The organism is Maribacter huludaoensis (assembly GCF_029350945.1).
GTDB lineage: Bacteria > Bacteroidota > Bacteroidia > Flavobacteriales > Flavobacteriaceae > Maribacter > Maribacter huludaoensis.
This window is the reverse complement of sequence record NZ_JARKMS010000001.1, coordinates 462313-488493: the sequence shown is the minus strand read 5'-3', so window position 1 is coordinate 488493 and position 26181 is coordinate 462313. Positions and strand designations below refer to the sequence as shown.

Genomic DNA, 26181 nt, shown 5'->3' with positions numbered 1-26181 from the left:
ACTATGAAATCAATAAAAAAAATAATTGTAAAAAGTTTTGTTCTTCTTACGCTAGTGGGTGTTAGTTGTAACGAAAACACATTTTTAGACGAACCAAATCCAAATGCGCTTACAGAAGCTAGCTTTTGGAAATCAGAGAGCCATTTTAATTCTGCACTTACATCAGTATATGGTGCGTTACAATACCGTTCTGTTAGTGGCTCTGAATTGGTACAGGAGTTTGTAATGTCAGATTTAGCTGGTACAGAACCTTGGTATAGACCGTTTCCGTTTAGAAATTTAACCTATACCAACGGTCAAAATCACTTATCGGAAAAATGGCAAGAGCTATATGTTGGTATTTTTAGGGCAAATACAATACTTACCCAACTAAAAACAGTTGAAGAGGACATTTTAGACGAGTCGACCAAAACTGAAATAGAAGCTCAAGCCCGCTTTTTAAGAGCATTCTTTTACTTTCAGCTTGTACATACCTATGGTGGTGCAATGATTCATGATGAGGTGGCACAATCTCTAGAAGAGTTAAGTAAAGAACTATCTTCTACGGCTGAAGTGAACGCACAAATTATTATTCCAGATTTGGAATTTGCAATGAGCAATTTACCTGAAACCTGGGAAAGTACCGCGGCAGGTAGAGCTACTTGGGGCGCTGCCACTTCACTTTTAGGCAAAGTATATCTTTATGATGAACAATGGCCGCAAGCTGCTAGTCTATTCAAAGAGGTCATAGATTCAGGTATCTATAGTTTAACCAGAAACATTGAAGATAACTTTACACATTTTAATGAGTTTAACGATGAATCTATTTTTGAGGTCAACTACTCTTTTGATTTAAATCCTGGAAATAGTGGTTTTGCAGAAGATGACACCACTACCGGTGGAGCAGGTGCAGAATCTACCACACTAAGTACAGAAGTTGGTCATATACAGTACGGTGCTTTTAATACCGTATTGGCTTCTTATAACCTTCATGAAATGTTGGTAAACGACGAAGTTGACCCTAATAATTCAATTAATGACGGTAACCTAGAGTCTCGTAGAATGAACTATACCATTGCTCCTAGAAACGGTGAAGGAGATTGGTACCTAGCACCTTTTTCAGAAGCAAAAGCTACCTGGGGCGGTGGACAAAGTGCGTATGTGAAAAAACACTCTAACTGGTATCATATGGACGGTGAGCCGGTACGTGGCCGTAGCGGTATCAATTTTAGACATATTCGTTATGCCGATGTTTTATTAATGTATGCAGAAGCCGTAATCAATGCCAACGGTGATTTTGCAACGGCTATTAGATATGTTGATATGGTAAGAAGTAGAGCCGGTGTTGTTACTTTACAGCAATATATGGATATGAACGGTGGTATGTTTCCACAGCTTCATGTTAGTAAACAAGTTCATGGCGATCAACCAATGGTTACCGCTAACGCGCAAACTGTTTTAACACATATTCAACGTGTGGAAAGAGCCATTGAGTTATGTTTTGAAGGACATCGTTATAAAGATTTGGTGCGTTGGGGTATCGTAAAAGAAGTTTTTGATGATTTACGTGCCGATGAAATTTGGAGAGAAGAAAACCTAGACATTTCGGGACAAGGTGTAGCTCCTTTATTTATTTCAGGAAGGGTAAGGCCAGATTTTAGTCAATCATCTCAAAACTACAAACCTGAAGAGCACAACTATTTCCCAATTCCTTCAGCTGAGGTATTAAACAATCCAAACTTTAACAACTAAAATTACTAGATATGAAAAAATGTAAGTTTTTAAGTATACTTTTTGTTTTCACCTTACTTCTAGTAAGTTGTGAAAAGCAAGAAGAGCTAAATTTAAATGACCCTAACCACAGAATTATCGTCACCTCTGAAATGGACTTTGAAAACAAAGTAATTGTTGGTGGAGACATTGATTTTGGAGACATTTCACGTGGTGTAGAATCTAGAACATGGACCTTACCTAGCAATGCCCGTATTGTTGGGGAAAGTGGAACAACGTCTTCTGAAAAAGTCGTTAAGGCGATATTCAATAAAGCAGGCGTTTATGATGTGGTGTTGAACCAAACATTCAAGGGTAATGTATACCCCAATGATGATAGTACAGCACCTATTGACTCTAGACAGTTGGATACCACTATTGTAGTAACCGTCATTGATTCTATACAATCGGTACTTAAAGCATTTAGAATAAACCCTGATGGCTCTACCGGTGCTGAAATCAACTTGGCAGATGGTGCTGAAAACGAATTGGAAGCCAGTAACTCTATCCGTTTATCTTATACGGCTATAGGAGAGCCTCAAAATGTATCATGGGCTTCCGATGGCGGTAAGCCAAATTCCATAACCATTAACGACGACTCTGCCGTTGATATGAGATTCAATAGATTAGGATCTTGGGATATTGAATATATTGCTTCTAGGTTTAGACCAACGGATGCAGATACCCTTTCTTTTGAGAAGGTAATAAAAGTGATTCCTTCTACTGCGCCCGTTACTTTGGATAGAGTGGCAGAAAGAAATGACAAGGTTACCCTAGAGTTTAGTAGAGAAATAGACGGTACTTCTATTAATGCCGGTGATTTTACAGTTAGAATAGAAAACAATAGAGATGAAATGAATCCTATTGTGCTTAATCCTACGGTTGTTTCTGCAACCTTAGATAAAGATGAAGCTACTATTGTTATTCTAGAACTAGATGGTGAACAGCTTTATAATGATGACCAAGTTTTTGTAAGTTATACTCCAGGAGCTTTAAGAACGGTTGATGAAGTAGAGTCTGAAGCTATTACAGATGCGCTATTAACAGAATTTGACGCTCTAGACAACCTTTATACTACTTCTTCATATGATTACGGTTTTGAAACTACAAATGTTAGTAATTATATTTATCAAGGATGGGGAGCACCTTGGGATGGATTCGATATAAGCATGGACCTATTGAATACCCATACAGGATCGCAAAGCCTTAAAGTTAATTTAAGACCTAATGGTGGTATGATCATTAGACCTGAGTCTGGAGGAAACCCAATTACTTTTACCATAGAAACTGGTAAAACATATGAATTTGGCTATTGGTTATATGTTGAAAGTGATATATCCAACCTACCGACCGGAACACAATCTGCAGATATTCAACTTTATGCAGATGACTGGGGCGGACCAGGTTTAATACCAACTACATTTACTTCTGATATGCCTACAGGCAAATGGATCTACCAAAAGCAAATATTCACAGCAGGTGCCGGTAGAGATATCTCATGGTTTATAAGAGGGTACAACGAATTTCATGACAATAATCTTGTCTTCTATTTAGATGACTTTTTCTTGGCTGAAGTTCCCGTTAGGCCATAATTATAGCCTACGCCATAACTGGTGTATTTAATATTACAAAAGGGCAGCCTAAAATAGGCTGCCCTTTTTATTTGCCAATGTTTAGTCTCGTCATTATAGGTACGGTTTTAGAAAAACCAACAGCAATACGGTTGCACGTAAAAACTTCTTTCTGCCCTATTATTGTTTACGGTGAGCGGGCAAAACAACTAAATCTTAGTGAATACTACTTTTAACTTACCATATGAAACTACCGTCTGGCATTATACGTACCAAATTTCGTAATCATACTAAATGACAATCATTTATACTTGCATATCCAAGACTGAAGTTTGGTTTATTGATACACATTTGTTCATGTTATAAGCCTTGAACTTGACACAGTAATTGCTTAAAAGGAAATTCAACAATAATTAAATGGTAGCCATAAAATCTATAAGGTTTTCACCTTTTTGCAGATTTAGCTTTTTACGAAGTCTATATCTTGATGTATGTACACTTTCAATGGTAATACCCAACAAAGACGACATTTCTTTACTGGAAAACCCTAGCTTTACCAAGGCGCACAATTTTAAATCGGTTTGGCCCAAATTTGGATATTTAGCCCTGATCTTCTCATAAAAACTTTCGTTAATAGAGGTGAACCTGGCTTCAAATTCTTTCCAGTTACCACCTGGGGTGTTTTGAAAGCCCTTCAGCATATTATGAATGGCCTTTGTATCTACAGCATCACTCTTAGAGATATTCTGTTTTAATTTAGAAATGAATTCTTCTTTTTCGATTAACTGAAGGGCAGATGCCGTTAGCTCTCTATTTTTAAGCATCATTACCTCATTGGTCTTTTGTTTTTCAAGTTTATGTTTCCTCCTAAGATTTCTAAAAAACAGAACACCGTACAAAAACATAAAAATCACTACCACGCCCATTAAGATATTTTGTAAAAAACCAATTCTTTTCTGATCTTCTAGCTTCTCTATTTTTATCTCTTTTAGTAGTGCCTTTTCTTTCTCTTTTTGAAGTCTATATCTATCTTTTATTTCAAATAAATGCTTGTGGTTTATACTTTTTCTCCCAAATATGCTTTCATTTAATGCTTGTGCTTTGTCCTTATAAAAATAGGCTTCCTTAAAATTGTTCTGATCATAATATAACTTAGATAGCTCTTCATAATTGAACAGTTTGTAGCCCAAATGCTTGTTATACATTTCTGAAAACCTCAGCGATTCTTTGTAATTTTTTATAGCCTGATCGTATTCTCCCCTAAACCTATATACCTCTCCCATTAAGAAATGAACCACCGTTAAATATGAAGGGTTTTTCTCTTCAAAAAATAGCTTGGTCTCGTTCAGTTTACTCAATGCTTTTTCATAATTACCTGCTACAGCATCAAAATACCCTTTTTCCGTTTCTACGTAATATGATTTTTTATTTGGACTGATCTTTTTTAATGACAGTTCACAACTATCCAAATATGTTTTTGCCATTACATAATTATGATTTACCCTGTAGCAGTTTACTATGGCAAAGTAGTTACTTACCAAATAGTCCCTACTTATCTTTTTCTCCTCAACTAGTTTCTTCTTAAGTTCCAACGACATATTAAAGTACCGTAAAGATTCTTCTTCCTTTCTATAGGCGGTATATAACCAACCCAGTTCTTGATAGATGCGTGCTTTGGAAATATCATCATTAGATTCATCGGCTAATATCAATGCCTCCCAATACCCATCATAAGACTTGCCGTAATCCAATACATTGTCATACAAACCGGACAATTGGCACATGCTATTGATTAAATTGATCGTATCCTTTTCTATTGAATAATGAACAATACCCTTTTTTAGATAATAGATGGCGCTATCCAAATTTTTAGCCGTAAGCTGGTTTGCCTTTTCTATATATTCGTTGGTACCATAAGGTTGCTGGGAGGTTACGGAAAAACAACATAGAAGTACCACTATACTGGCAATTTTTTGAAACGCTATACGTGTCTTCATATCATGATTAATATTAACTGAACAATTTTAAAAAACTAAACACTGTTGAAATTTGTACTGAACATATAACAAAGTGCAGCTCTGAAAATCAATATAGTATTTGCTCAGCTTAAATTCATGTAAAGTAGGGCTGTTTTTAAGAATGTTCAGTTTTTATTCATTAATAAATCGGAGTTTTTAGCCACATATAGTTAATATTTGTCAATATAATGATGGCATAATTAGTAATCCATTATGTAATCATTACTTTTTGCAAATCACAATAGACGCATTAAAATGCTAAAGTTGAGACTAAGTAAAGTGACGACCATTTTCGTTGGAACCCAAAAAATGACATAGACAGACTAGAAATATTAAAAACTGCATTAAAAAATTTTAACAAAAAATTTGTTCGGTTCAATCCAACATATTAAAAGTTGCTAAGCGCAATTATCCTTTTAGAATGTGTAACCAATATTTAACTAATAGTAGTAAGCCTAGATGAAAGCTTTAATAAAATTCGTATAAATTAAACAACAAATACAATGATCAGTAAAACCAAAACAACCTTATATTCCTTTCTATTTTTTGCACTGTTTATCTTTCAATGCCAAGCTCAGGATACAACCTATGATCAAAAAATATTAGACTCTTTAGGCATAACCCAAGAACAGATAGACCATTTGGGCATTACAGATATAAACCACTTAAGCGCCGCTTCTAAAAGAGCTTTAAAATGGCCCGTAGACCTGGGCAATGAATGGTTTATTCAATTTTCAGATTTAAAACCTCTAAAAGGTGACTTGGCATATGAAGAAGGTGTTGTGCGTAGAGATCCTAGTGCCGTTATAAAGGAAAATGGAAAATACTATGTATGGTACTCAAAAAGTACCGGGCCAACACAAGGGTTTGGTGGCGACGTTGAAAACGACAAGGTATTTCCATGGGACCGTTGTGACATTTGGTATGCAACTTCAGAAGACGGTGAAACTTGGAAAGAAGAAGGTTTGGCCGTTCCTAGAGGAAAAGCGGGAGCATATGATGACCGATCTGTTTTTACCGTAGAGATCATGAAACATGGAGACAAATATTATTTGAGCTACCAAACGGTTAAATCTCCTTACACGGTTCGTGTAAAAAACCAAATTGGCCTAGCTTGGTCCAACTCTCCGGACGGTCCTTGGACAAAGAGCAAAGAGCCTATCCTGAGCCCTGCCGATAATGGTATATGGAAAGGTGAAGAACAAGATAGATTTGCGGTAGAGCGAAAAGGTGACTTTGATAGCCATAAGGTTCATGATCCTTGTATTATTCCTCTTAATGGTAAGTTTTATCTGTACTACAAAGGTGAACAAATGGGTGAGGAAATTACATTTGGCGGTAGACAGATACGCCATGGGCTTGCCATAGCGGATAAACCTGAAGGACCATATATAAAGTCTCCTTACAACCCAATTAGTAATAGTGGCCACGAAATATGTGTTTGGCCTTACAATGGCGGTGTAGCAGCTTTAATTACTACGGATGGACCAGAGAAAAACACTATTCAATGGGCACCAGACGGTATTAATTTTGAAATAATGTCCGTTATTCCAGGAGTTAGTGCGCATGCCATTGGTCTAAACAGATCTGCTGACAATGAAAAAGAACCTACCGAAATACTACGTTGGGGACTTTCTCATATATACAACAGCTGGGACTACCAAAGCATTATGAGCTTTACTTCTGAAAGAAAGACCCAACATAGGGCCAAAGGCGAGTAAAACAATAGTTGAGTTTGTTTTGATAAGGACGGTATGCCATAAAAAGCTACTGTCCTTTTTAATTTATTTACTATTCATGTGGGGTACATTACCAGGGAAAAAGACAAGATTGCCAAAAGCAAAATTTAAAGAAACGTGCAAAATATCTTAACGGCACCTCCTTAGACTAAAATTTTAAGTTTAGCTCCCATTAGATGTTTATGCTTGGCTGTCATAAAACACATAGGCAATACATTATAATACTTTCTTCATTTTCTAATTGCACAACTTTTTTTTAGGCTTACATTAGAAATGCAATTAAATACCTGAGGTTATATTATAGTATTAATTAAAGAACCTATATTACTTAAAAGTATTTAAATAGAAAGAGGCATGGTAAATACCATGCCCCCTTTCCGTTTTAAACTAACAAACTGCTTCTTTATTTCATCTTTTAATGCTACGTGAATAATTGATGTATTACTACTTTGATTCAAGTTTCCAAGTACGTACCCAATCTACACGCATGGTATTTTTAGAATTGTCATTTAACTCTTCCTTTTGAGGTAAACCTCCTAAATAACACTCTTCAGATGTCCAAAGATCAAATATCAACTCTAATTCTCTTGTGAAATCTTGGTTAGTAGTAACAACACCTGCTGGCTCTCCATTTAAATAAAACTGAACCGTTCTGGCATCTTTCCACCAAGCACCAACAATATGGTAGGTTTCGTCCCAAGTTTTTCCTTTATTAGGATTGGCATCCGATAACATTCTAGTATCAAAATTATCTTCATGCCTTTCTGTAACACCACTTTTAGCAATAAAATACTGTGAGTTCATTTGGGTAGGAAAATCCCATGGCGTCCATGGATAGTTACTTGGTTTGGTAGATTGATCACTACACTCAGGAGTAGGGTTTGCGTTGCTTTCCACAATATCTATCTCGTCCCTATCATTGATATCCCCATTGTTTAACCAAAATGTATTGAACGCCGAAATACTGGAAGTTTTCATACTACACTCTGTATACATAGGATAACTTATTTTGGTTTTGGAATGTACCCTTGCCGTTTGAAACCATTGAGAACTGTTCTCATCTAAAGTGGCCTGTATGTTTAATTTGCCATCTACCACGCTAGAGTTTTCACTACGCATAGAAACCGGGGTGTTACCGTAATTCCAAAATGAATTGAACCACTTGTCCTCGTTCCACGTATCAAACTCATCTGACATGGCCTCTACTTTAACCCACTCCATTCCTTCTGGTGTTTCATCTACAACAGACACGAAAGAAGGTAGCTCAGGGTCTAGATCAGAAAGTTCAAAAGGTTCAATTTCATCAACATTGTCTTCTTCATTTTCCACTACTTGTTCTGGGTTTTCCGGATCTTTTACCATTTCCTCTTCATCACTAGAACTTGATGAACATGCAATAAATGCACTAATAATACTTAAAATTAGAAATACGTTGAATTTCATATGATGCTATATTAATTGTTTGATTTGTTTTAAAAAAGTGCCTTTTGCTGCTGTGTTAGCGAATCTATCTGCCTTATTTTGATGTCCTTAAAAAATACCTCTGCAGCTTCACTCTGTAATTGAATTTTTCCTTGGATCAATGGTATTTCTTTACCGTTTTCACCTATGTATCTTGAATCTTTTAAAATCATGACCACCTCTCCGTTTACAATATGCAGGCTTTTGCCTTCGTAACATATTAGATCTAGCGTATTCCATTCATCATGGGGTTTTTCATAATTACCACTTCGTAAACAATAATTGTTGTATTGACTACCCATACCAATAGGTAAATACTCTTGTGATTCATGTGCCAATGGATCTAAAACAGATTCTGGTTTGTATGCCCTAATGTCCATAGCAGAATTAGCTTGACTCCAAAAATCTCCTGTATGCCCTTCCATAATCTGAAATTCTTGAGAAAGCATCCATGAACGCCAGTACTCAACAGCCATAGGTCCTACGGAGTGATATAATATTCCGGAATCCTTCAACAGATCCTTTCGGTAAGCCCATTTTTTATCTCCCCACTTGTACTTCAATTGAAAGTGATAATTCTTATACTCCTTTTTAGTTATCAGGCAACCATAATATTCTCCCGTATTCTTGATAATGGTTTCTTCACCCTCTTGTAAGGTTGAAAAAACCGTATAATCTTTATTGTTCAACCCAATTGGGGCAATTTCTTCACCATTTTCATCTAAGGGTACAGAACCATCATAACCTGGTTGATGTTGGTAACTTAAATAAGTATCCCACTGAGTTAAATCCTTATCTATTAATTCTTCCCATTCATATGTTTCTTCTAGATTTTTTTGTTCTTCATTTTTTACCTCTGAACAAGATATTACAAGGAAAAAAAGTGGTAAATAACGTATACAATGTTTCATATTACTTGTTGTTGATTAAGTTATATGCCTTGTAGATTGCCGGTCAATATAGAGTCCCAATTCCTTTAAATAATAGGGTTTTATTGAACCTGCCAAAGCATGTGAGTATGGTAATTTTACAAAGAAATATTCACCAAAAGATAAGATTGCACGCGTAAAGCTTCATTGTTCAGTTTTTATTGAAGCTCTCTTGATTATGTTTAAGATTACCTATAACAAACATTGTAAATGTTCAGTTTTTGTTAAGCCATTTTGAGCTTAAGGTTCATTCATAATATCATAGTTTTAACAAAACGATATTTATTATGAAAGTTGATTATAACTACAGTACAAAAAACCATGAACTACAACGTCTTGTATTGAAGACTTGCTTTTTTATAGCATTTGTTTTTACAAGTACACATTACGGCTTTGCACAGACAGCTGATCCTTCACCTAGCAAAATTGAAATTGTAGGTTCTGAAAAAGCAAGGGTTACCGGTTTAAAGTACATTAGTGTACATGTATTGGAACTAGAGAAAACCCTTAAATTATATCGAGAAATATTAGGTTTTAAAATGGCTGATGCCGAAGTACTTCACGGACCGGGACTTGAAGGTATGTTGGTAATGAAACTTAAGGCAGATGATCTAACTATTGGACTATCCTTAACGGCTCCAGAATTTATAGACTCCATTGGACCTATAGGAAACACCAATCACAACCACTTTATGCTAAAGGTAAATGATATTGCACCAATTGGTGATATGCTGAAAGAAGAAGGTTACGAACTGGAAAACGAAAACTATGCTCGTGATAAATACACCTTTTTTGTAGGACCCAACGGAGAAATTATTGGACTTTCCGGTTGGGATTAATTTATATTGTAATCAATTCACTAAATAGTATTTTCCTTTAATGTAAAACGGGAAAGCTTAAGAGAAAAAGGTAGGAGGTACGAAGATTGAAGTATTTAGTATAAAGTGATTAAGAGTTAGGAGAAAAATAGTATTAAGTAATGAGTACAAAGTATTAGGTAAGTTATTATTAAAAGTAACATCTAAGTACTTCGTACTTAATACTTGATACTTGATACTCATTACTTACTACTATAAACTAAATCACTATCTATATTCCGGGTTTTCAAATTCCCAGCGCTTGCCATCATCCCATTCGGTGCGGGAATTTCCGTAATTAGGGTAGCCTTTATTATCTTTCATCATTCTGGCTAAATGTAACAGATTATAGGTCATAAAGGTGGTGTTTCTATTGGTAAAATCGCTATCAAAACCTACGGGTTCTTTAAGGTCTTTGCCTTTCCATTCGGTATCGCCATAGCTTGGTCCGGGTCCTACTTTACCGATCCATCCACTATCTGCTTGCGGCGGAATAGAGTAACCCACATGTTGCATGGAATACAAAATACCCATGGCGCAATGTTTAATACCATCTTCATTTCCGGTAATAATACAGCCCCCTACTTTACCATAAAAAATATACTGACCCTTTTCATTGGTCTCACCACTCATGGCATACAAACGTTCAATAAGCTTTTGGGCTTCAGAAGATTTTTCGCCCAGCCAAATTGGTGTGCCAACAATGGTGATATCGGCATCTAAAATACGCTCGGCTATTTCTGGCCATTCATCAACATCCCAACCATGTTCTGTCATATCTGGATATACACCACTTGCCACTTGATGATCTATAAGCCTAACCTCATCTATTTTTACCTGTTCCTTGGTCATGATCGCTTTTGATACTTCCATCAACTTTTGGGTATGACTTTCCTGTGGCGATTTCTTTAACGTACAATTAATATATATCACTTTTAAATCGCTGAAATCTGTCTTTTTCATACCCTATGTTTTATGGAATTTTATGGCGCTATGACCATGGGTCAATTTCGGAATATTAGGATTAAGTTATGTGTCCGTTTACATATAAAATTATCCTATTCCAATATAATTTACTGAACATCAATATGTTTTGAGCAATTTTTCACCATATTAGGTAGATGGCTTAATTATATACAACGTAGGGAGTCAGGTAGAGAAATTTGACGTTTAAATACCTTGCGCTTAACCTCAATTAAAACGGCTCTTCTTAACTATATAGGGAGTTTTATCTTATTTTACCGGTATTTTTTAAGAGAGAAATATGGTGGTACAAGTAATTAAATTATGTCTTTTTAATACTTTGGTCTAGCCAAACACATCACATATAAATAAACGTATCATGCAAAAGCTATTCTTTACCCTTTTCTTGTTTTTATCCCTTTGCTCAGCAATAGCCCAAAACACTTTTAAAGATGTGTTCTCCAACGCTAAAAGACCATTAAAGGAAAACATACGCATAGCATTTCAAGACGCTAGAAACAACAAAACCTTCTTGCCCATATCTATACTTAAGGGAAAAAATGAAGGACCGGTTTTTACCATTGTTGCCGGAGTTCATGGATTTGAATATCCACCCATTGTTGGCGTACAAGAGCTCTTGAGAGAAATTGATGTTGACAAATTGAACGGTACTTTAATTATTATACCCATTGCCAATACCAGCTCTTTTTTCTCCAGAACGTCTATCGTAAATCCGCATGATCAAGTGAATTTAAACGGTGCGTTTCCTGGAAAATCTAGTGGTAGCGTTACGCAAAAAATAGCTGATTTTATAACAACGGACATCATAGCCGCAAGTGATATTTTTATAGATATACATGGCGGCGGTGTCAATGAAGACCTGCTACCGTTTGCGCTTTTCTACGAAAACCCCAATTATCCAGAACAGACTAAAAAGGCAAGGGAACTTACAGAAATCAGCGGATTCAAGTATATAGTTTCATACCCTTTTAATTTAAGGGACGATGAACCTGCTAAATATGTTTTTAAACAAGCTTCCCAAGATGGCAAAGTAGCCTTAAGCTTTGAAAGTGGCAAATTGGGTAATGTTCAGAAAGATGCCGTACGTTTCATAAAAAATGGAATCTATAATATGCTTGACCATTTGCACATGTACGATAACGGTTTTGACCCAAGTGCCAATCTTGTGCAACTCAACAATCAAACCTATTTAAGCGCTACCGAAACCGGAATTTTTTACAGTGATCTGAAAGCGGGAGATACGGTTAAAGAAGGTGATATTGTAGGCTACACCACAAATGAATTTGGGGAAAAACTTAAAGAGTACAAAGCACCTACATCGGGTATTATTTTATATAAAATTTCAACCCCACCCGTTAATATTGATGATACCTTAATGTATATAAGTAGGCATTTGTAATTGTAATTATATCGTTGATTTCAAGTAAGGTATGTTGAAAAATAACCCGATACTGGGTTAGGTAGGAATAAAGTGTACAGACGGTAGATTGAAAAAAAAGCCTTCACAAATGTGAAGGCTTTTCTAATTCTTAACAATGTACTGAGCAACTTTATAGTTAATTTCTAATATAAACTGCTTCATTACCAGAGTAGTTTGTAAAATATAATAATCCATCTTGTTCTATCTGCATTACTAAATCTTGTGTGCTAGATTGGCTTACCGGGTAGTTATCTGGACTAGGTTCTATTGCAACTAATTCCATATGACCATTTCCTAGTAATTTAAAGTGCAATTGATAAGCTACTCCTTCATACGTTTCATATGAAGTGGCCGTATATTCTTTGTTGATGGACAAAAACACTTTATGCGTTCTTTCTTCATTGTCATTATTGATATTTTTATAAGATAGAAATGACCAATTACCGACAAACCGTCTATTATCCGTCATGTACACCGTAGAATAAGATTCATTTGTAGAAGTTGGAGAAAACTTTATAACATTTGAAGCATCTACATCTATATCCATTACTTCCCAATTACTTAATACCTTATCTTCTGTATAAATATCTACATAATAACTCTTATCCTCTAAATCTTCTGAAATTGAAATTTTACCAGAAGCATCTACGTTTCCAGAAAACATCGTATTTGCCTCATTGAAATAATCCTCTTTAGAGTCGTATACCGCTACCTTAAAATCAGTGTAGTCATAGGTATTTGAATATTCATCAACTTGACTTAGGTCTAATTGAATGTTTATAACGTTTAACTGTTCTTCTGCATCATTACTGGAACAACTGAATAAACACACAATGGACAGGCAAGTGAAAATAATTTTCTTCATTTTAATGATTTTCTTTTGGGGGTTTTATATATCATCAATAATCGTGTTATAATAACATTTTATTACTCATGATATTGTATATCTAAAAGAAATGGTAAAATGGATTAAGGCGAATTTCTTGTGCAGACTAGTGTTTTGTAAAGGCATTTAAAACCTTGTTAAACACCATGTGGAGAATACCGGATTCGAACCGGTGACCTTCCCGAAGGCTTTCGGGACGCTCTGTTCTTTTACTATCTGATCAATTTAAAACGATAATTAATCGCCTAAGGACTATAATTAAAAAAAGCTTCCAAAATGGAAGCTTTAAGTGGAGAATACCGGATTCGAACCGGTGACCTCTTGCCTGCCAGGCAAGCGCTCTAGCCAACTGAGCTAATCCCCCTTCAATATCGATTACTTAAAATTGCCAGTTATTCACATGATGAAAACCTTAATTTTCAAGAGGATCAAAGGAAATACATTTTAACAACGTATCAAAGTACTAATTAATCTTTCTTTACACTTAATACCAAAACCGGTACCGGGGCATAAAATTCTGTTTTGGAAATGGTACTTTTTTCCCATAATTTTTTGAAAAAACCACGTTTTCTTCTAAAAACACATAATAAATCTGGGTGTTTTGCCTGAAAATGCTCTAGAACACCATGGTATGTAGTTGAATTTTCTGTAAAGGTCAATTGAGAACTTATGTCCATCAATGCGGTATTGATCTTTAAATCGTCATCTGAATATCCCGGTGTTTTCACCATTAATAAATTTACGTTCGCCTTGTGCTTGTTCTTAATTTCAATTAACGGATCAAGAATTCTCTTTCTTTTCAGAATACCTGACTTAAAGGCTACCAAAATATTCTCAAAAGACTTATACGTTGTTCCTTTGGGAACGATCAAGGTTGGTATGTTCGTTCTTTTAATAATAGCTCCAGAAGTTTGTCCTAAATAATTCTCTTCTTGAATATCGTTACTTCTTGGTGCCAAAATTATAAGGTCAATTCCAATGCTTTTATCAATTTCTTTAAGTCCGTCTTTTAATTCACCGTTAAAACTGGCTATTTTAATTGTAACGTCTTTGGTATTTACTGTCCCTATTACTTCTTTTAATCGTTCTTTAGAATTATCGGCTACCTTTTGAGTAACATTGGTTAGCGTTCCTGTTTTTCCGCTGACGTTGAAAACCTCCATTACATATATTTCAGCACCAAATTCCTGTGCAAAATCTACTGCATACTGTAAGGTTTCATTTGCATTTGTGGAGGTCCCGATCGGAACAAGAATATTCATCATGATAAAAAGTATTGATTATAACTCTAAATTTACAATTTAATTAAATTCATTGTATGATAGCATTGGCAAAGATATCGCAAATACCAGAAATTCTTCTTTTGACAGATGCTTGTAGAATAGCTATGGAAGCCAATGGAATTTACCAATGGACTACCCAGTACCCCTCTAGAACGGCATTTGAAAAAGATATGGAACGCAATGAACTTTTTGTACTTCAACTTGATAACGAAATAGTTGGCTGTATTGTTGTTTCACTTTTTATGGACAAGGAATATAAAACTGTTGATTGGCTTACGGAAAGTACTAAGAACTATTACATTCATCGCCTAGCGGTACATCCTAAACATCAAGGTAAAGGTTTAGCCCAGCGCTTAATGGATTTTGGAGAAAACTTTGCAAGAGAAAACAACGCGCTATCGGTTAGGTTGGATACCTTTAGCCAGAACAAAAGAAATCAGAAATTTTACGAGCAGCGCGGGTATAACAGATTAGGGGATATTTTTTTCCCAGAACAAAGTGAACATCCCTTTCATTGCTATGAACTTGTACTATAGAAAAACGATTATTTGAAGACCTCGGTTAATTTAAAATCTATAAATGCCCTCGCAATACCCGCAACTATTGCCGGTATAGCAGAACCCTTATTGTCTATAACGGACACCGCAATTGTTGGTAATATTCCGGTAGATGGGTTGGAGTCTCTTGCCGCAGCCGGTATTGTAGGTTCGTTTCTTTCTATGCTCATTTGGATTTTAGGGCAAACACGCAGTGCCATTTCCGCCATAATTTCACAGTACTTGGGCGCCGGAAGAATAGAAGAGGTCAAAACCTTGCCCGCCCAGGCCATTTACCTCAATATTACCCTGAGTATTCTTGTTTTACTATCAACCGTTTTTGTAATTCAAGAAATCTTTGAGCTGTTGAATGCCAAGGGCAAAATATTGCAGTATTGCATCAGCTACTATTCCATTAGAGTTTGGGGCTTTCCATTGACCTTGTTCGTTTTTGCGGTCATGGGAATTTTCCGCGGTTTACAGAATACCTATTGGCCCATGGTCATTGCCATTACCGGTGCGGTATTGAACGTACTTTTTGATTTTGTATTTGTTTACGGCATTGAAGGTTTTATACCTGCCATGTATCTTGAAGGAGCCGCTTATGCAAGTTTATTGGCACAAGGGATTATGGCTATAATGGCGTTCTATCTTCTAGTAACCAAAACCGATATTAGCCTAAAACTAAAGTTACCCGTTCACCAAGAACTTGGTCGTCTGGTGGTCATGAGCCTTAATTTGTTCGTACGTGCTATTGCACTGAATACCGCTTTAATTCTTGCCGTACGTGAAGCTACGGCACTAGGCGATAAATATATTGGTGCACATACCATTGCCATTAACCTCTGGTTGTTTTCCGCTTTTTTTATTGATGGCTATGGTGCTGCAGGTAATATTATGGGAGGTAGGCTTTTAGGGGAGCGTAATTATGACGGACTCTGGTTATTGGCAAAAAAAATTACAAAATATGGACTTATGGTCAGTATCGTAATCATGGCTTTGGCTACCATTTTTTATAAACCGTTGGGCGGCTTATTCTCTAACGAACCCTTGGTGCTTTCTGCTTTTTATGGCATCTTCTATATCATTATTCTGGGGCTGCCTTTTAATAGCACGGCTTTTGTTTTAGACGGAGTTTTTAAAGGTCTAGGTGAAATGAAATACTTGCGCAACACCTTACTTGTAGCTACTTTTTTAGGTTTTGTACCCATGCTAGTTTTAGGCAGGTACCTTAATTGGGGGTTAACGGGAATATGGCTTGCTTTTACCGTGTGGATGTTCATTAGAGGTGCCGCCCTAGTATGGAAATTCAGAAACAAATTCAAACCTTTATTGCAAAATCCGTAATTTTGGTTCAAACAAAATGCTATGGTCACCACAAGAAAAAATGGAAGTTTATATACCCGAATAGATGGTAAAGTTGCTCATGTAGAGTTTGGCCATCCTGCAAGCAACTCTTTTGTTTCAGAACTTCTAGAACGATTGACAGACACCATCAACGAGCTATCGGAAAATGATGGCATTTCTGTTATCCTGTTAAAATCCGAAGGTGAAAAAGCATTTTGTGCCGGTGCTTCTTTTGATGAGCTTCTTGAAGTTTCTAACCTTGAAGAAGGTAAAGCGTTCTTTAGCGGATTTGCCCATGTCATCAATGCTATGCGTAAATGCAAAAAGGTGATTGTAGGCCGTGTACATGGTAAAACTGTTGGTGGTGGCGTTGGCCTTGCGGCTGCTTGTGATTATGTGTACTCTAACGTAAACTCATCCATTAAACTATCTGAGCTTAGTATTGGTATTGCTCCGCTGGTGATCGCACCTGCGGTAGCCCGTAAAATAGGCAACGCCGCCATGGGCGAAATGTCTTTGGCACCTACGGAATGGAAAAGTGCCTATTGGGCGCAAGAAAAAGGACTTTTCAATAAAGTATATGACTCTGCACAAGAAATGGACAAGGAACTTGACTTCTTCATTCACAAATTGGCAAGCTATAATGCCGAAGCTTTAACTGAATGGAAGAAAGTTTTATGGGAAGGTACCGACCATTGGGATACCTTATTGACAGACCGCGCAGCTATAACTGGTAAATTGGCCCTATCCGATTTTACGAGAAACGCACTGTCAAAATTTAAAAAATAAACAATAACTGAAACAGCGCTTCGTTCTGTTTCTAAATAATTAGTATGGAATTTTTTCAATTTTTAAACGGTAACCTAGTATTTCCCGTTCTTGCCCTTTCTGTTTTGATCATTTATTTCGTGAACAAAATGCGCGCAAAGAAGAAATACAAAAGGTAAGCAAATACCTTACGCAACTAATCGGTAACTCATCATCTTATTATAAAATCCGTTTTATGTTCGCAAAAATCATATTTGTATTTCTTTCTATTTTTCTAGTTGCCTGTAACGACAAAGACGATGTTATAGAACAACAAGATTGTTCTACGGCTATATGCACCCTAAATTTCGTTACCATTACGGTCAGTGTAAAAGATGCTTCGGGCGAAGCTATTGCACTTAGTAGTTATGAGGTCATAGATACTGAAACAGTTGAAAACATAGCTTCAGATTTTAACGGCGATGAATATCAATATTATAAAGAACAAGGTCTGTATCCTATTCTTAGTGATGCCAATAGGAGTCAATACCAAAATCTGACCGCTACACTGACTTTTAAAGGTTTTATTGACAATGAAGCCATTATCAACGAAACTTATGAAGTTAGTGCTGACTGCTGCCATGTGAGCTTAATCACCGGAAATACCGATATTGTTTTAGAATGATTTCTTATAATAAGTACGTTTAAACTTTTGCTACCTTTGCCATATAATTATAGGTTATGAGCAATATTCGTATTACGAAACAATTCAATTTTGAAACCGGACATGCACTTTACGGTTATGACGGTAAATGTAGAAATGTACATGGCCATAGCTATAAATTATCCGTAACCGTTATAGGTAAACCTATTACTGATACCAATCATGTAAAATTGGGGATGGTCATAGATTTTGGCGATCTTAAAAAAATTGTCAAAGAGGATATTGTTGATGTCTTTGATCACGCTACCGTATTCAATAAAAATACACCACACGTAGAACTTGCCAAAGAATTGACGGACAGAGGGCATAACGTCATATTAGCAGATTATCAACCTACAAGTGAGAACATGGTCATAGATTTTGCAGCAAAAATTAAATCTAGGTTACCGGAAAATATTTCATTGTTCTCGCTTAAACTACAAGAAACCGATACTTCTTTTGCAGAGTGGTTTGCAAGCGACAATTAAGTTCAACAAAACTTAACCTTTTACTTTCTTTACAAGCTTTTAATTTGTTTTATTTTTAGGGCAACTCCTTAATATAAAACAACATGACCAAGCATCATATCTATTGGTGGAATCTTGAAAACCTTTTTGATATAGAAAACTCACCTAGACGAAGTGAATTTTTGAATAAACATTTGGGCAAGGAACTTAGCGGCTGGAACGCTGCCGTTCTTAATCAGAAGATTTCTAACCTAACCACGATCATATCAAAATTCAATAATGGTGCAGGACCGGATATCTTGGGAGTTTGTGAGGTAGAAAATGAATATGTTATTGAGCTACTTATAGATGCCATGAGCACTGCCCTTGATAAAAACTACGGTTATGTCATTTCTGAAGGTGATGATAAAAGAGGAATAGACACTGCCCTTATTTATGACAAAACCAAATATGGACCTGAGCAACAAACCTTTAGTCTACGGATTATAAAGAGGAATACAACCAGAGATTTGTTTCAAGTACATATTAATACAGCCAATGGCAATAAATTGGTATGCGTACTTAATCATTGGCCCTCTAGATCTGGTGGCGAACTTGCAAGCGAGCCGTTTAGAATTATGGTCGCGGAAAACCTATCGTACTGGATCGAAAGAATATATGAAGAGCAAGGCGATGATGCTAATATCCTATTAATGGGCGATTTCAATGACAACCCTTACAATAAAAGTATTACCGAGTATTTAATGGCAATTAACAACAAAGCTTTGGTGAAAAGTAATAGAGTGCGACTAAAGTATTTCTATAATATAATGCATCGTTTTCTAGACGCCCAAATAGGTACTTTTGTATTTGGCAATGAATATAATCTTCTGGATCAATTTATGATTTCAAAGAGTATTTTATCAGAGAAATCAGATTTACCATTTAAATTAAGTACTGCAGAAATCATTGCTTACCCTGAGCTAACTTCAGGCTCCTATCAGAAACCGGTAAAGTTTGGCAGGCCTAATTCATCAAGCTTTAATGACAAAGGCTATAGTGATCACCTACCTATTAAGATAGTATTGAACGAGAAAGATACTGCCGTTTAATTTAGAATAGCATTCTCTTATTTTGATGCGTGTATTCCTTAGGTACGCAAAACAGTTATTATATTTACATCCTGATGACGAACATTGAACTTCCTGCAGGAAAAAAAATATATTTTGCTAGCGATAACCACCTAGGCGCACCTACTATGGAAGAAAGTAGAGTGAGAGAACTGAAGTTTATTCGTTGGTTAGATATGATTAAGTCAGATGCAGAAGTGATTTTCTTGATGGGCGATTTATTCGATTTTTGGTTTGAATATAAAACCGTTATCCCGAAAGGATTTACCAGAACATTAGGAAAGCTTGCAGAACTGTCTGATGCCGGAATTAAAATACACTACTTTGTTGGCAACCATGATCTTTGGATGAACGGTTATTTTGAAGAAGAACTAAACATACCAGTGTACCATAAACCTCAACAGTATTCCATTAACGGAGTTTCTTTCTTTATTGGCCATGGTGACGGACTGGGACCGGACGACAAAGGCTTTAAACGAATGAAAAAGGTGTTTACCAACCCATTGGCGCAATGGTTCTTTAAATGGTTACACCCAGATATTGGAGTTAGGTTGGCAAAGCACCTTTCTGTTAGCAACAAGTTGATCAGCGGTGATGATGATGCCATTTTTTTAGGCGAAGACAAGGAATGGCTTGTGCAGTATGCCCATAGAAAGCTAGAAACTAAACATTATGACCATTTCATTTTTGGCCATAGACATCTTCCATTAGAAATAAAACTAAAAGAAAATTCTAAATACACCAATCTTGGAGATTGGATCAATTATTACACGTATGCCGAGTTTGATGGACGAAAACTTTCACTTAAAGAATTCAGTTAATTTTCATTGAAAATATCGATGAAATGCCAAATATAACATGTAGTACTTTTCTTACAACAAGAATTGAATAGTTCACAACATAAGTTTTATAAAACTAGCTCTTTGTTATATCTTTACAGTGTTATTAAGTTTAAGTGTTGAGCCCAAATCTACACATTGCCTACAAGTTAATTTAGCTTAAAACCAAAATTTTAAGTGTGCTTACTTTAAAGAACAGCCCCTGTTTTAGGGGCTTTTTCGTTGATTACAGTTTTTTACCAATTACAATAATTCTGGTGTACCATAAAATCAGTAAACTTTTCATGACTGTAATTTAATAAGATGACCCGTTTATTATTTGCAAATAACCTATCTCATATTCATAGTCAAATTGAACACAATCTGAGTCAAATTCAGTTAAATAATAGAACAAACAACATGTAATCTTTTTCTTACATGTTAATTTTTGAACTTCACAACAAAAGTTAGTTCAAACTAGCGCTTGCTTTTACCTTTAGCCTGTTGTTTAGATTAAGTGTTGATTCCCAAATCTACAGTTTACCTACAAGTTCCCCTGCTTATTGATGAATTTCTTAAGCATTACCTACAATAAAAAAAGCCCCTGTAAAAAGGGGCTTTTTTTACATCATTATTATGGATGTATTAACTTTCGTGTTCTTCAACATCCTTTTGTAAATCTAACTTTCTAAACTTGGGCGAAACAATTGCGGTAAGGCCTACTGTAAGTAGCGTCATGCTACCTCCAAAAACAACCGCTGTTACCGTACCCATCAACTTTGCGGTTAAACCGCTTTCAAAAGCGCCCAATTCATTTGAAGACCCTACAAACATGGAATTTACAGAAGCTACACGCCCGCGCATGTTATCAGGCGTTTTTAATTGTAAAATTGTCTGTCTAATAATCATGGACACTCCATCTACAGCACCACTTAAAAATAAAGCAATAACAGACAACCAAAAGTAGGTGGATAAACCGAATACGATCATACATACACCAAAACCGAATACGGCTATCAACAATTTCTTTCCTGCATTTTTATGTAACGGAAATCTAGTTGAACCTAACATGGTCAATGCGGCACCAACGGCAGGTGCAGCCCTTAGTACTCCAAAGCCTTCTGAACCTACATGTAATATATCTTGTGCAAATATGGGCAATAACGCTACCGCACCTCCAAAAAGAACGGCAATCATATCCAAGGTCAGAGCACCCAATACGGCTCTAGTTTTAAATACAAAATTCAATCCTTCTTTTAAACTTTGAAAAACGGGCTCACCAATTTTTGGATTAAGAATAGGTTTTTTTGATATGTTGAAGAGTGCAGTCAACGCCAATAAAGAAAATCCGAATATGACACACATAGACCAGTGAACTCCAATAAGACTTATGGAAAAACCCGCTAATGCAGGACCAAGTACAGATGCCATTTGCCATGTAGTACTGCTCCATGTTGCAGCATTAGGATATATTTTTTTTGGAACGATCAACGCTATTAAAGAAAAAATAGTTGGACCTAGAAAAGCACGTACCAATCCGCCACAAAAGACCAATGCGTAAATTCCATAGAGAATGACTTTGGTCTCATAGCTTTCCAAAACAGAAGGCAGACTCAGCATAAATAGACCGAAGCTAATGACCGAGAAACCACAAATACATTTTATTAGCAAATTCCGCTTCTCTTTTTGGTCTACGATATGGCCCGCAAAAAGCGCCATACTCACTGCAGGTATTACTTCCATTAAACCAATAATACCAAGTGATAATGGATCTTTGGTCATAGAATACACTTGCCATTCAATAACGATAAACTGCATTGACCAGGCAAAGACCATTGCAAAACGAACTAGTAGAAATATATTGAATTCCTTAAATTTTAAGGCTGCATAAGGATCATTAACGCTCATAGTGCTATCGCTAAAAAGAGTCCAAAGATATTTAATAAATAACAGGACAAATAAGGTTATGCCAACTAATTAATTCATGGCGGCACTAAAATTTTTTATAGGTTATCATCCAATTCCCAATTCACCGAAAAAAGAATCCAATTCTAGCTTAAATAAAGTACCGCTAATTAAATCTCTAACCTCAATAGCTTCTTGATAACTAACTGCAAAAGTAATTTGATGCGCAGGGGTATTCAACAATAAAGATCTGCATGATTCTTTTGTTTTGCAATCTCCACAAAGATTGCCTTTTCCGTTTTTTATGGTATCTGCGATACATTTAGAGAAATGTCTTAGTTCACTTAACGTAAGTAAAAGTCCAATATCCCTAAAAATAACTTGAACTCTATTGTTTTGACCAGGTTTATCCTTTTTCCATTTAAAGGCTATTCCGAAATCATTTTGATAAATGGGGTTGATATCATTCATAAGAATCTACATATTTAGTATAAATATATACATCTTATTTAGAACAATTATAAATAGTATTGTTAAATGGTGATTTCTATTTGATTTCCTTCTGGGTCAAGAATAACACTTTCGTAATAACCATCGCCAGTAGTACGAGGCTCACCGGCAATTAAGAATCCGTCTTCTCTCAACTTTTCGGTCAATATATCTACTTGTTCTTTTGATCCCACTGATATGGCAAAATGTATGAAACCAGTATGTACAGCATTATTCTTGGCTACTTTTATACTTGGCTTATGCATGATTTCTAAACGAGCTCCATCTGTAAAGCTTAAAAAGTAAAATGTAAATTTTTTGGTAGGATTATGGTATTTATCTCCTGCTACCGCATTAAAATATATTTCATAGAACGTTCGCATTGCTTCTAAATCAGTCACCCAAATAGCAATATGCTCTATTCTCATTTAATGTCTTTTAGTTTTAGTTGAAGGCTGACATTGCCCTGCCATTCGTTTTCATCAATAGAAAAAACGGCGTTAAAGGGTTTTCTACCTGTTACCAATGATAATTTGTCTCCCATATTAAAACCAATGCCATCGATCCTGTGACTACCCTGTTGTACTACAGAAATTTTTAAATGCGCTTGTTCTTTACCAACACCCTTTGCATACCCCGTATCCTGTAAATCTTCTGCCATAAATATAGGAGACATATTTCCTGGACCAAATGGCGCAAATTGTTTAAGTATACGCATTAACTTAGGGGTAATATCCTTTAATTCAATTACCGTATCTATCGTAATCTCTGGTATTAACATTTGCGGGTCTATGGTTTCTTTAACCACTTTCTCGAACTGATGCTTGAAATTGTTATACTGCTCTTCCAATAAGGTCAATCCTGCAGCGTATTTATGACCACCAAATTGCTCTATATAATCTGCACAACCTTCTAATGCATTATACACATCAAAGCCTCTGACCGATCGTGCCGATGCCGCCAACTTATCGCCACTTTTGGTAAAAACTAGGGTAGGTCTATAATAGGTTTCGGTGAGTCTTGATGCTACAATACCAATAACACCTTTATGCCAAGATTCTTTATAAACAACGGAAGTATAACCTTCTTCTTCTTGATTATCTTGGATTTGCCCTAGCGCCTCAACCGTAATTTCCTGATCCAGCCCTCTTCTATCGGTATTGAATTTTTCAATTTCAGAAGCGAATTGTATGGCTTGATCCATGTTGGTTTCCGTCAAAAGATTTACCGCATGTTGCCCATGTTTCATTCTACCAGCGGCATTAATTCTAGGCGCAATAATAAAGACTACATCGGTAATGGTCAGCTCTTTTTTATTGATTTGGTCTATGATTGCCTTAAAACCGATTCTAGGCTGCTGATTGATAACTTGCAGGCCATAAAAAGCCAGTATTCGATTCTCTCCGGTTATCGGTACAATATCCGCACCAATTGCAGTTGCCACTAAATCAAGGTAATAGATAACGTCATCTATAGTTTCTCCTCTACGGGAGCCTAATGCCTGTATTAATTTAAAACCGACTCCGCAACCACATAATTCATCATAAGGATATGAACAATCTTCTCTTTTTGGGTCCAATATTGCTACGGCACTTGGTAATATTGTACCAGGTCTATGGTGGTCACAGATGATAAAATCAATCCCTTTTTCTTTGGCATAAGCAACTTTGTCAATTGCCTTCACTCCACAATCCAGAGCAACGATTAAAGTGAATCCGTTATCCTCGGCAAAATCGATTCCTTTATATGATACTCCGTATCCCTCATCGTACCGATCGGGAATATAGGTTGCTACGTTAGGATAGTAACTTAATAGGTAAGACGACATTAGGGCAACAGCAGTAGTACCATCTACATCATAATCGCCATACACCAAAATATTCTCTCCGTTGGCAATAGCTTCTTCAATTCTGTTTACTGCAATATCCATGTCCTTCATTAGAAAAGGATCATGTAAATCTTCTAACTGAGGCCGGAAAAAGTTCTTCGCCTCATCATATGTAGAAATACCTCTTTGTAATAACAACTGCGCTACCAAATCATCGACCTTTAAAGCACTTGCTAAAGCATCAATATCTTCTTGTTTCGGTTTTGGTTTAATTGTCCAGCGCATTTTTTCAAATTAAAGTTCAAGTTCAAAAATCAAGTTCAAGTTCAAAACCCTAAATAGAATCTTTACACCTCCTTAAAAAAATTGAATTTCAGTTACTTTTTATTTTTAATGATTGTTGCTATAATTCGAATTAATTGTTCTAATTCGTCTAATATTTAAACTCTTTTAGATGCATTGCCATAATCTACTTTAGTCAATATCTTAAGATTGACCCTAGACTCCTTCAATTCTTTTAAAGATATAGAAGCTTTATTGATATAATCCTTAACGGTATTTGTTCCTTGCGCTTCACCAAAATTAAGCGCAGAACTCCCTGCTGATCTTAGTAACTGATTACCATAATACTGACCGGTCATATCAGACGGCAAGTCTTTACAAAAAAGTACAATGTTGGCTGCAAAATCAACCAATCTATCTTTAAGGTCAAACTTTTTATCCGGCATAGTTTTTATTTGAACTTGATTTTTGAACTTGAACTTGCACTTATTTTTTACTTTTTATGAAAAACAGTCTTAATCTCCAATTCAGCAAATTGTCTAAACATTTCCATTACTCCGCAATACTTTTCAATGGATAAATCTACAGCTCTTTGTAGCTTTTTCTCGTTCAGATCTTCACCATGAAAATGATATTCTATGACCACTTTATCATAAAACTTTGGATGCTCATCTGTTAAATTAGCAATAGTTTCAATATGAAACTCATCTACCTCTAACTTCATTTTCTTGAACATTGCCGCTACATCTAAACCAGAACAACCTGCCAATGAAGACAACATCAATGCTTTTGGTCTATAACCGCTACTATCACCACCATCTTCTTTGGCAATATCCATTCTTAATGAATGCCCAGAAGGGTTATTACTTTCAAAGGACATGTTGCCCAACCATTTTGTGCTAATATGATTTGTAGTACTCATAATTTTCTGTTTTTAGTAGGGTACAAAAATACAACAATATGGGGTGAGGTTTTGTTAGCAATTAGCAATTAGCAATTAGCAATTAGCAATTAGCAATTAGCAATTAGCAATTAGCAATTAGCAATTAGCAA

Annotated in this window: 24 protein-coding genes and 1 tRNA gene; 12 read left to right on the top strand and 13 right to left on the bottom strand. The window is 35.9% G+C overall.

The window, feature by feature from the left end:
* Nucleotides 1-3: 3 nt before the first annotated feature.
* Nucleotides 4-1731 carry a RagB/SusD family nutrient uptake outer membrane protein gene (locus PXC01_RS02125; RefSeq protein WP_276470726.1) on the top strand — a complete coding sequence of 576 codons (1728 nt, stop codon included), beginning with the start codon at nt 4-6 and terminating at the stop codon, nt 1729-1731.
* A gap of 11 nt (nt 1732-1742) precedes the next feature.
* Nucleotides 1743-3341, top strand: a complete 1599-nt coding sequence (locus tag PXC01_RS02120) for a carbohydrate binding domain-containing protein (protein ID WP_276470725.1) — start codon at nt 1743-1745, stop codon at nt 3339-3341.
* A 392-nt stretch (nt 3342-3733) separates the two neighbouring features.
* Here the strand turns inward: PXC01_RS02120 and PXC01_RS02115 are convergent, their stop codons facing one another.
* Complete coding sequence (locus PXC01_RS02115) at nt 3734-5317, bottom strand: tetratricopeptide repeat protein (protein ID WP_276470724.1); 1584 nt, start codon at nt 5315-5317, stop codon at nt 3734-3736.
* Between the two features lie 524 nt (nt 5318-5841).
* On the opposite strand from PXC01_RS02115, the gene PXC01_RS02110 reads away from it, so the two are divergent.
* Nucleotides 5842-7059, top strand: coding sequence for a glycoside hydrolase family 117 protein (locus PXC01_RS02110; protein ID WP_276470723.1), 1218 nt, complete (start codon nt 5842-5844; stop codon nt 7057-7059).
* A 462-nt stretch (nt 7060-7521) separates the two neighbouring features.
* Here the strand turns inward: PXC01_RS02110 and PXC01_RS02105 are convergent, their stop codons facing one another.
* Together PXC01_RS02105 and PXC01_RS02100 are read right to left on the bottom strand one after the other, a co-directional pair.
* Complete coding sequence (locus tag PXC01_RS02105; RefSeq protein ID WP_276470722.1) at nt 7522-8520, bottom strand: LamG domain-containing protein; 999 nt, start codon at nt 8518-8520, stop codon at nt 7522-7524.
* Nucleotides 8521-8549: 29 nt separating this feature from the next.
* On the bottom strand, nt 8550-9449 hold the full coding sequence (locus tag PXC01_RS02100; protein ID WP_276470721.1) for a 3-keto-disaccharide hydrolase: 900 nt from the start codon (nt 9447-9449) through the stop codon (nt 8550-8552).
* Between the two features lie 305 nt (nt 9450-9754).
* Between PXC01_RS02100 and PXC01_RS02095 the strand changes: the two genes are divergently transcribed.
* Nucleotides 9755-10306: a VOC family protein gene (locus PXC01_RS02095; RefSeq protein ID WP_276470720.1), complete on the top strand. Its 552-nt coding sequence runs from the start codon at nt 9755-9757 to the stop codon at nt 10304-10306.
* 246 nt (nt 10307-10552) lie between these two features.
* Here the strand turns inward: PXC01_RS02095 and PXC01_RS02090 are convergent, their stop codons facing one another.
* A complete protein-coding gene (locus tag PXC01_RS02090) occupies nt 10553-11287 on the bottom strand; it encodes a flavodoxin family protein (RefSeq protein WP_276470719.1) in 735 nt (244 codons plus the stop codon).
* Between the two features lie 379 nt (nt 11288-11666).
* Here PXC01_RS02090 and PXC01_RS02085 point away from each other — a divergent pair, with 379 nt between their 5' ends.
* Nucleotides 11667-12707 (top strand): succinylglutamate desuccinylase/aspartoacylase family protein, encoded by a 1041-nt coding sequence (locus PXC01_RS02085; RefSeq protein ID WP_276470718.1) that lies wholly within the window; start codon nt 11667-11669, stop codon nt 12705-12707.
* Between the two features lie 157 nt (nt 12708-12864).
* On the opposite strand, the gene PXC01_RS02080 is transcribed toward PXC01_RS02085, so the two are convergent.
* From PXC01_RS02080 to PXC01_RS02070, 3 genes are all read right to left on the bottom strand, one after another.
* Nucleotides 12865-13593, bottom strand: a complete 729-nt coding sequence (locus PXC01_RS02080; RefSeq protein ID WP_276470717.1) for a hypothetical protein — start codon at nt 13591-13593, stop codon at nt 12865-12867.
* A gap of 311 nt (nt 13594-13904) precedes the next feature.
* Nucleotides 13905-13978, bottom strand: a tRNA-Ala gene (locus PXC01_RS02075).
* Nucleotides 13979-14081: 103 nt separating this feature from the next.
* Nucleotides 14082-14879, bottom strand: a complete 798-nt coding sequence (locus PXC01_RS02070) for a universal stress protein (RefSeq protein ID WP_276470716.1) — start codon at nt 14877-14879, stop codon at nt 14082-14084.
* A gap of 53 nt (nt 14880-14932) precedes the next feature.
* Between PXC01_RS02070 and PXC01_RS02065 the strand changes: the two genes are divergently transcribed.
* The 7 genes from PXC01_RS02065 to PXC01_RS02035 all read left to right on the top strand — a co-directional run bounded on the left by PXC01_RS02065 (nt 14933) and on the right by PXC01_RS02035 (nt 20627).
* The gene (locus PXC01_RS02065) at nt 14933-15433 is read left to right on the top strand and encodes a GNAT family N-acetyltransferase (protein ID WP_276470715.1); all 501 of its coding nucleotides are present in this window, start codon (nt 14933-14935) and stop codon (nt 15431-15433) included.
* A 12-nt stretch (nt 15434-15445) separates the two neighbouring features.
* The gene (locus PXC01_RS02060; RefSeq protein WP_276470714.1) at nt 15446-16780 is read left to right on the top strand and encodes an MATE family efflux transporter; all 1335 of its coding nucleotides are present in this window, start codon (nt 15446-15448) and stop codon (nt 16778-16780) included.
* A gap of 21 nt (nt 16781-16801) precedes the next feature.
* Entirely contained in the window at nt 16802-17569 is a 768-nt protein-coding gene (locus tag PXC01_RS02055) for an enoyl-CoA hydratase/isomerase family protein (RefSeq protein ID WP_276470713.1), read from the top strand.
* A gap of 214 nt (nt 17570-17783) precedes the next feature.
* Nucleotides 17784-18212 carry a hypothetical protein gene (locus tag PXC01_RS02050; RefSeq protein WP_276470712.1) on the top strand — a complete coding sequence of 143 codons (429 nt, stop codon included), beginning with the start codon at nt 17784-17786 and terminating at the stop codon, nt 18210-18212.
* Between the two features lie 56 nt (nt 18213-18268).
* A complete protein-coding gene (locus PXC01_RS02045) occupies nt 18269-18718 on the top strand; it encodes a 6-pyruvoyl trahydropterin synthase family protein (protein WP_276470711.1) in 450 nt (149 codons plus the stop codon).
* Between the two features lie 83 nt (nt 18719-18801).
* Nucleotides 18802-19788 carry an endonuclease/exonuclease/phosphatase family protein gene (locus tag PXC01_RS02040; protein ID WP_276470710.1) on the top strand — a complete coding sequence of 329 codons (987 nt, stop codon included), beginning with the start codon at nt 18802-18804 and terminating at the stop codon, nt 19786-19788.
* A gap of 74 nt (nt 19789-19862) precedes the next feature.
* Nucleotides 19863-20627, top strand: a complete 765-nt coding sequence (locus tag PXC01_RS02035) for a UDP-2,3-diacylglucosamine diphosphatase (protein WP_276470709.1) — start codon at nt 19863-19865, stop codon at nt 20625-20627.
* A 642-nt stretch (nt 20628-21269) separates the two neighbouring features.
* Here the strand turns inward: PXC01_RS02035 and PXC01_RS02030 are convergent.
* From PXC01_RS02030 to PXC01_RS02005, 6 genes are all read right to left on the bottom strand, one after another.
* Nucleotides 21270-22532: an MFS transporter gene (locus tag PXC01_RS02030; protein WP_276470708.1), complete on the bottom strand. Its 1263-nt coding sequence runs from the start codon at nt 22530-22532 to the stop codon at nt 21270-21272.
* 105 nt (nt 22533-22637) lie between these two features.
* The gene (locus PXC01_RS02025; RefSeq protein WP_276470707.1) at nt 22638-23000 is read right to left on the bottom strand and encodes a hypothetical protein; all 363 of its coding nucleotides are present in this window, start codon (nt 22998-23000) and stop codon (nt 22638-22640) included.
* Nucleotides 23001-23062: 62 nt separating this feature from the next.
* On the bottom strand, nt 23063-23446 hold the full coding sequence (locus PXC01_RS02020; protein WP_276470706.1) for a VOC family protein: 384 nt from the start codon (nt 23444-23446) through the stop codon (nt 23063-23065).
* Nucleotides 23443-25131 (bottom strand): single-stranded-DNA-specific exonuclease RecJ, encoded by a 1689-nt coding sequence (gene recJ / locus PXC01_RS02015; RefSeq protein WP_276470705.1) that lies wholly within the window; start codon nt 25129-25131, stop codon nt 23443-23445. Before recJ ends, PXC01_RS02020 begins: the two co-directional genes overlap by 4 nt.
* 155 nt (nt 25132-25286) lie before the next feature.
* Nucleotides 25287-25574 carry a four helix bundle protein gene (locus tag PXC01_RS02010; protein ID WP_276470704.1) on the bottom strand — a complete coding sequence of 96 codons (288 nt, stop codon included), beginning with the start codon at nt 25572-25574 and terminating at the stop codon, nt 25287-25289.
* 47 nt (nt 25575-25621) lie between these two features.
* Nucleotides 25622-26050, bottom strand: coding sequence for an OsmC family protein (locus PXC01_RS02005; RefSeq protein ID WP_276470703.1), 429 nt, complete (start codon nt 26048-26050; stop codon nt 25622-25624).
* Between the last annotated feature and the right edge of the window lie 131 nt (nt 26051-26181).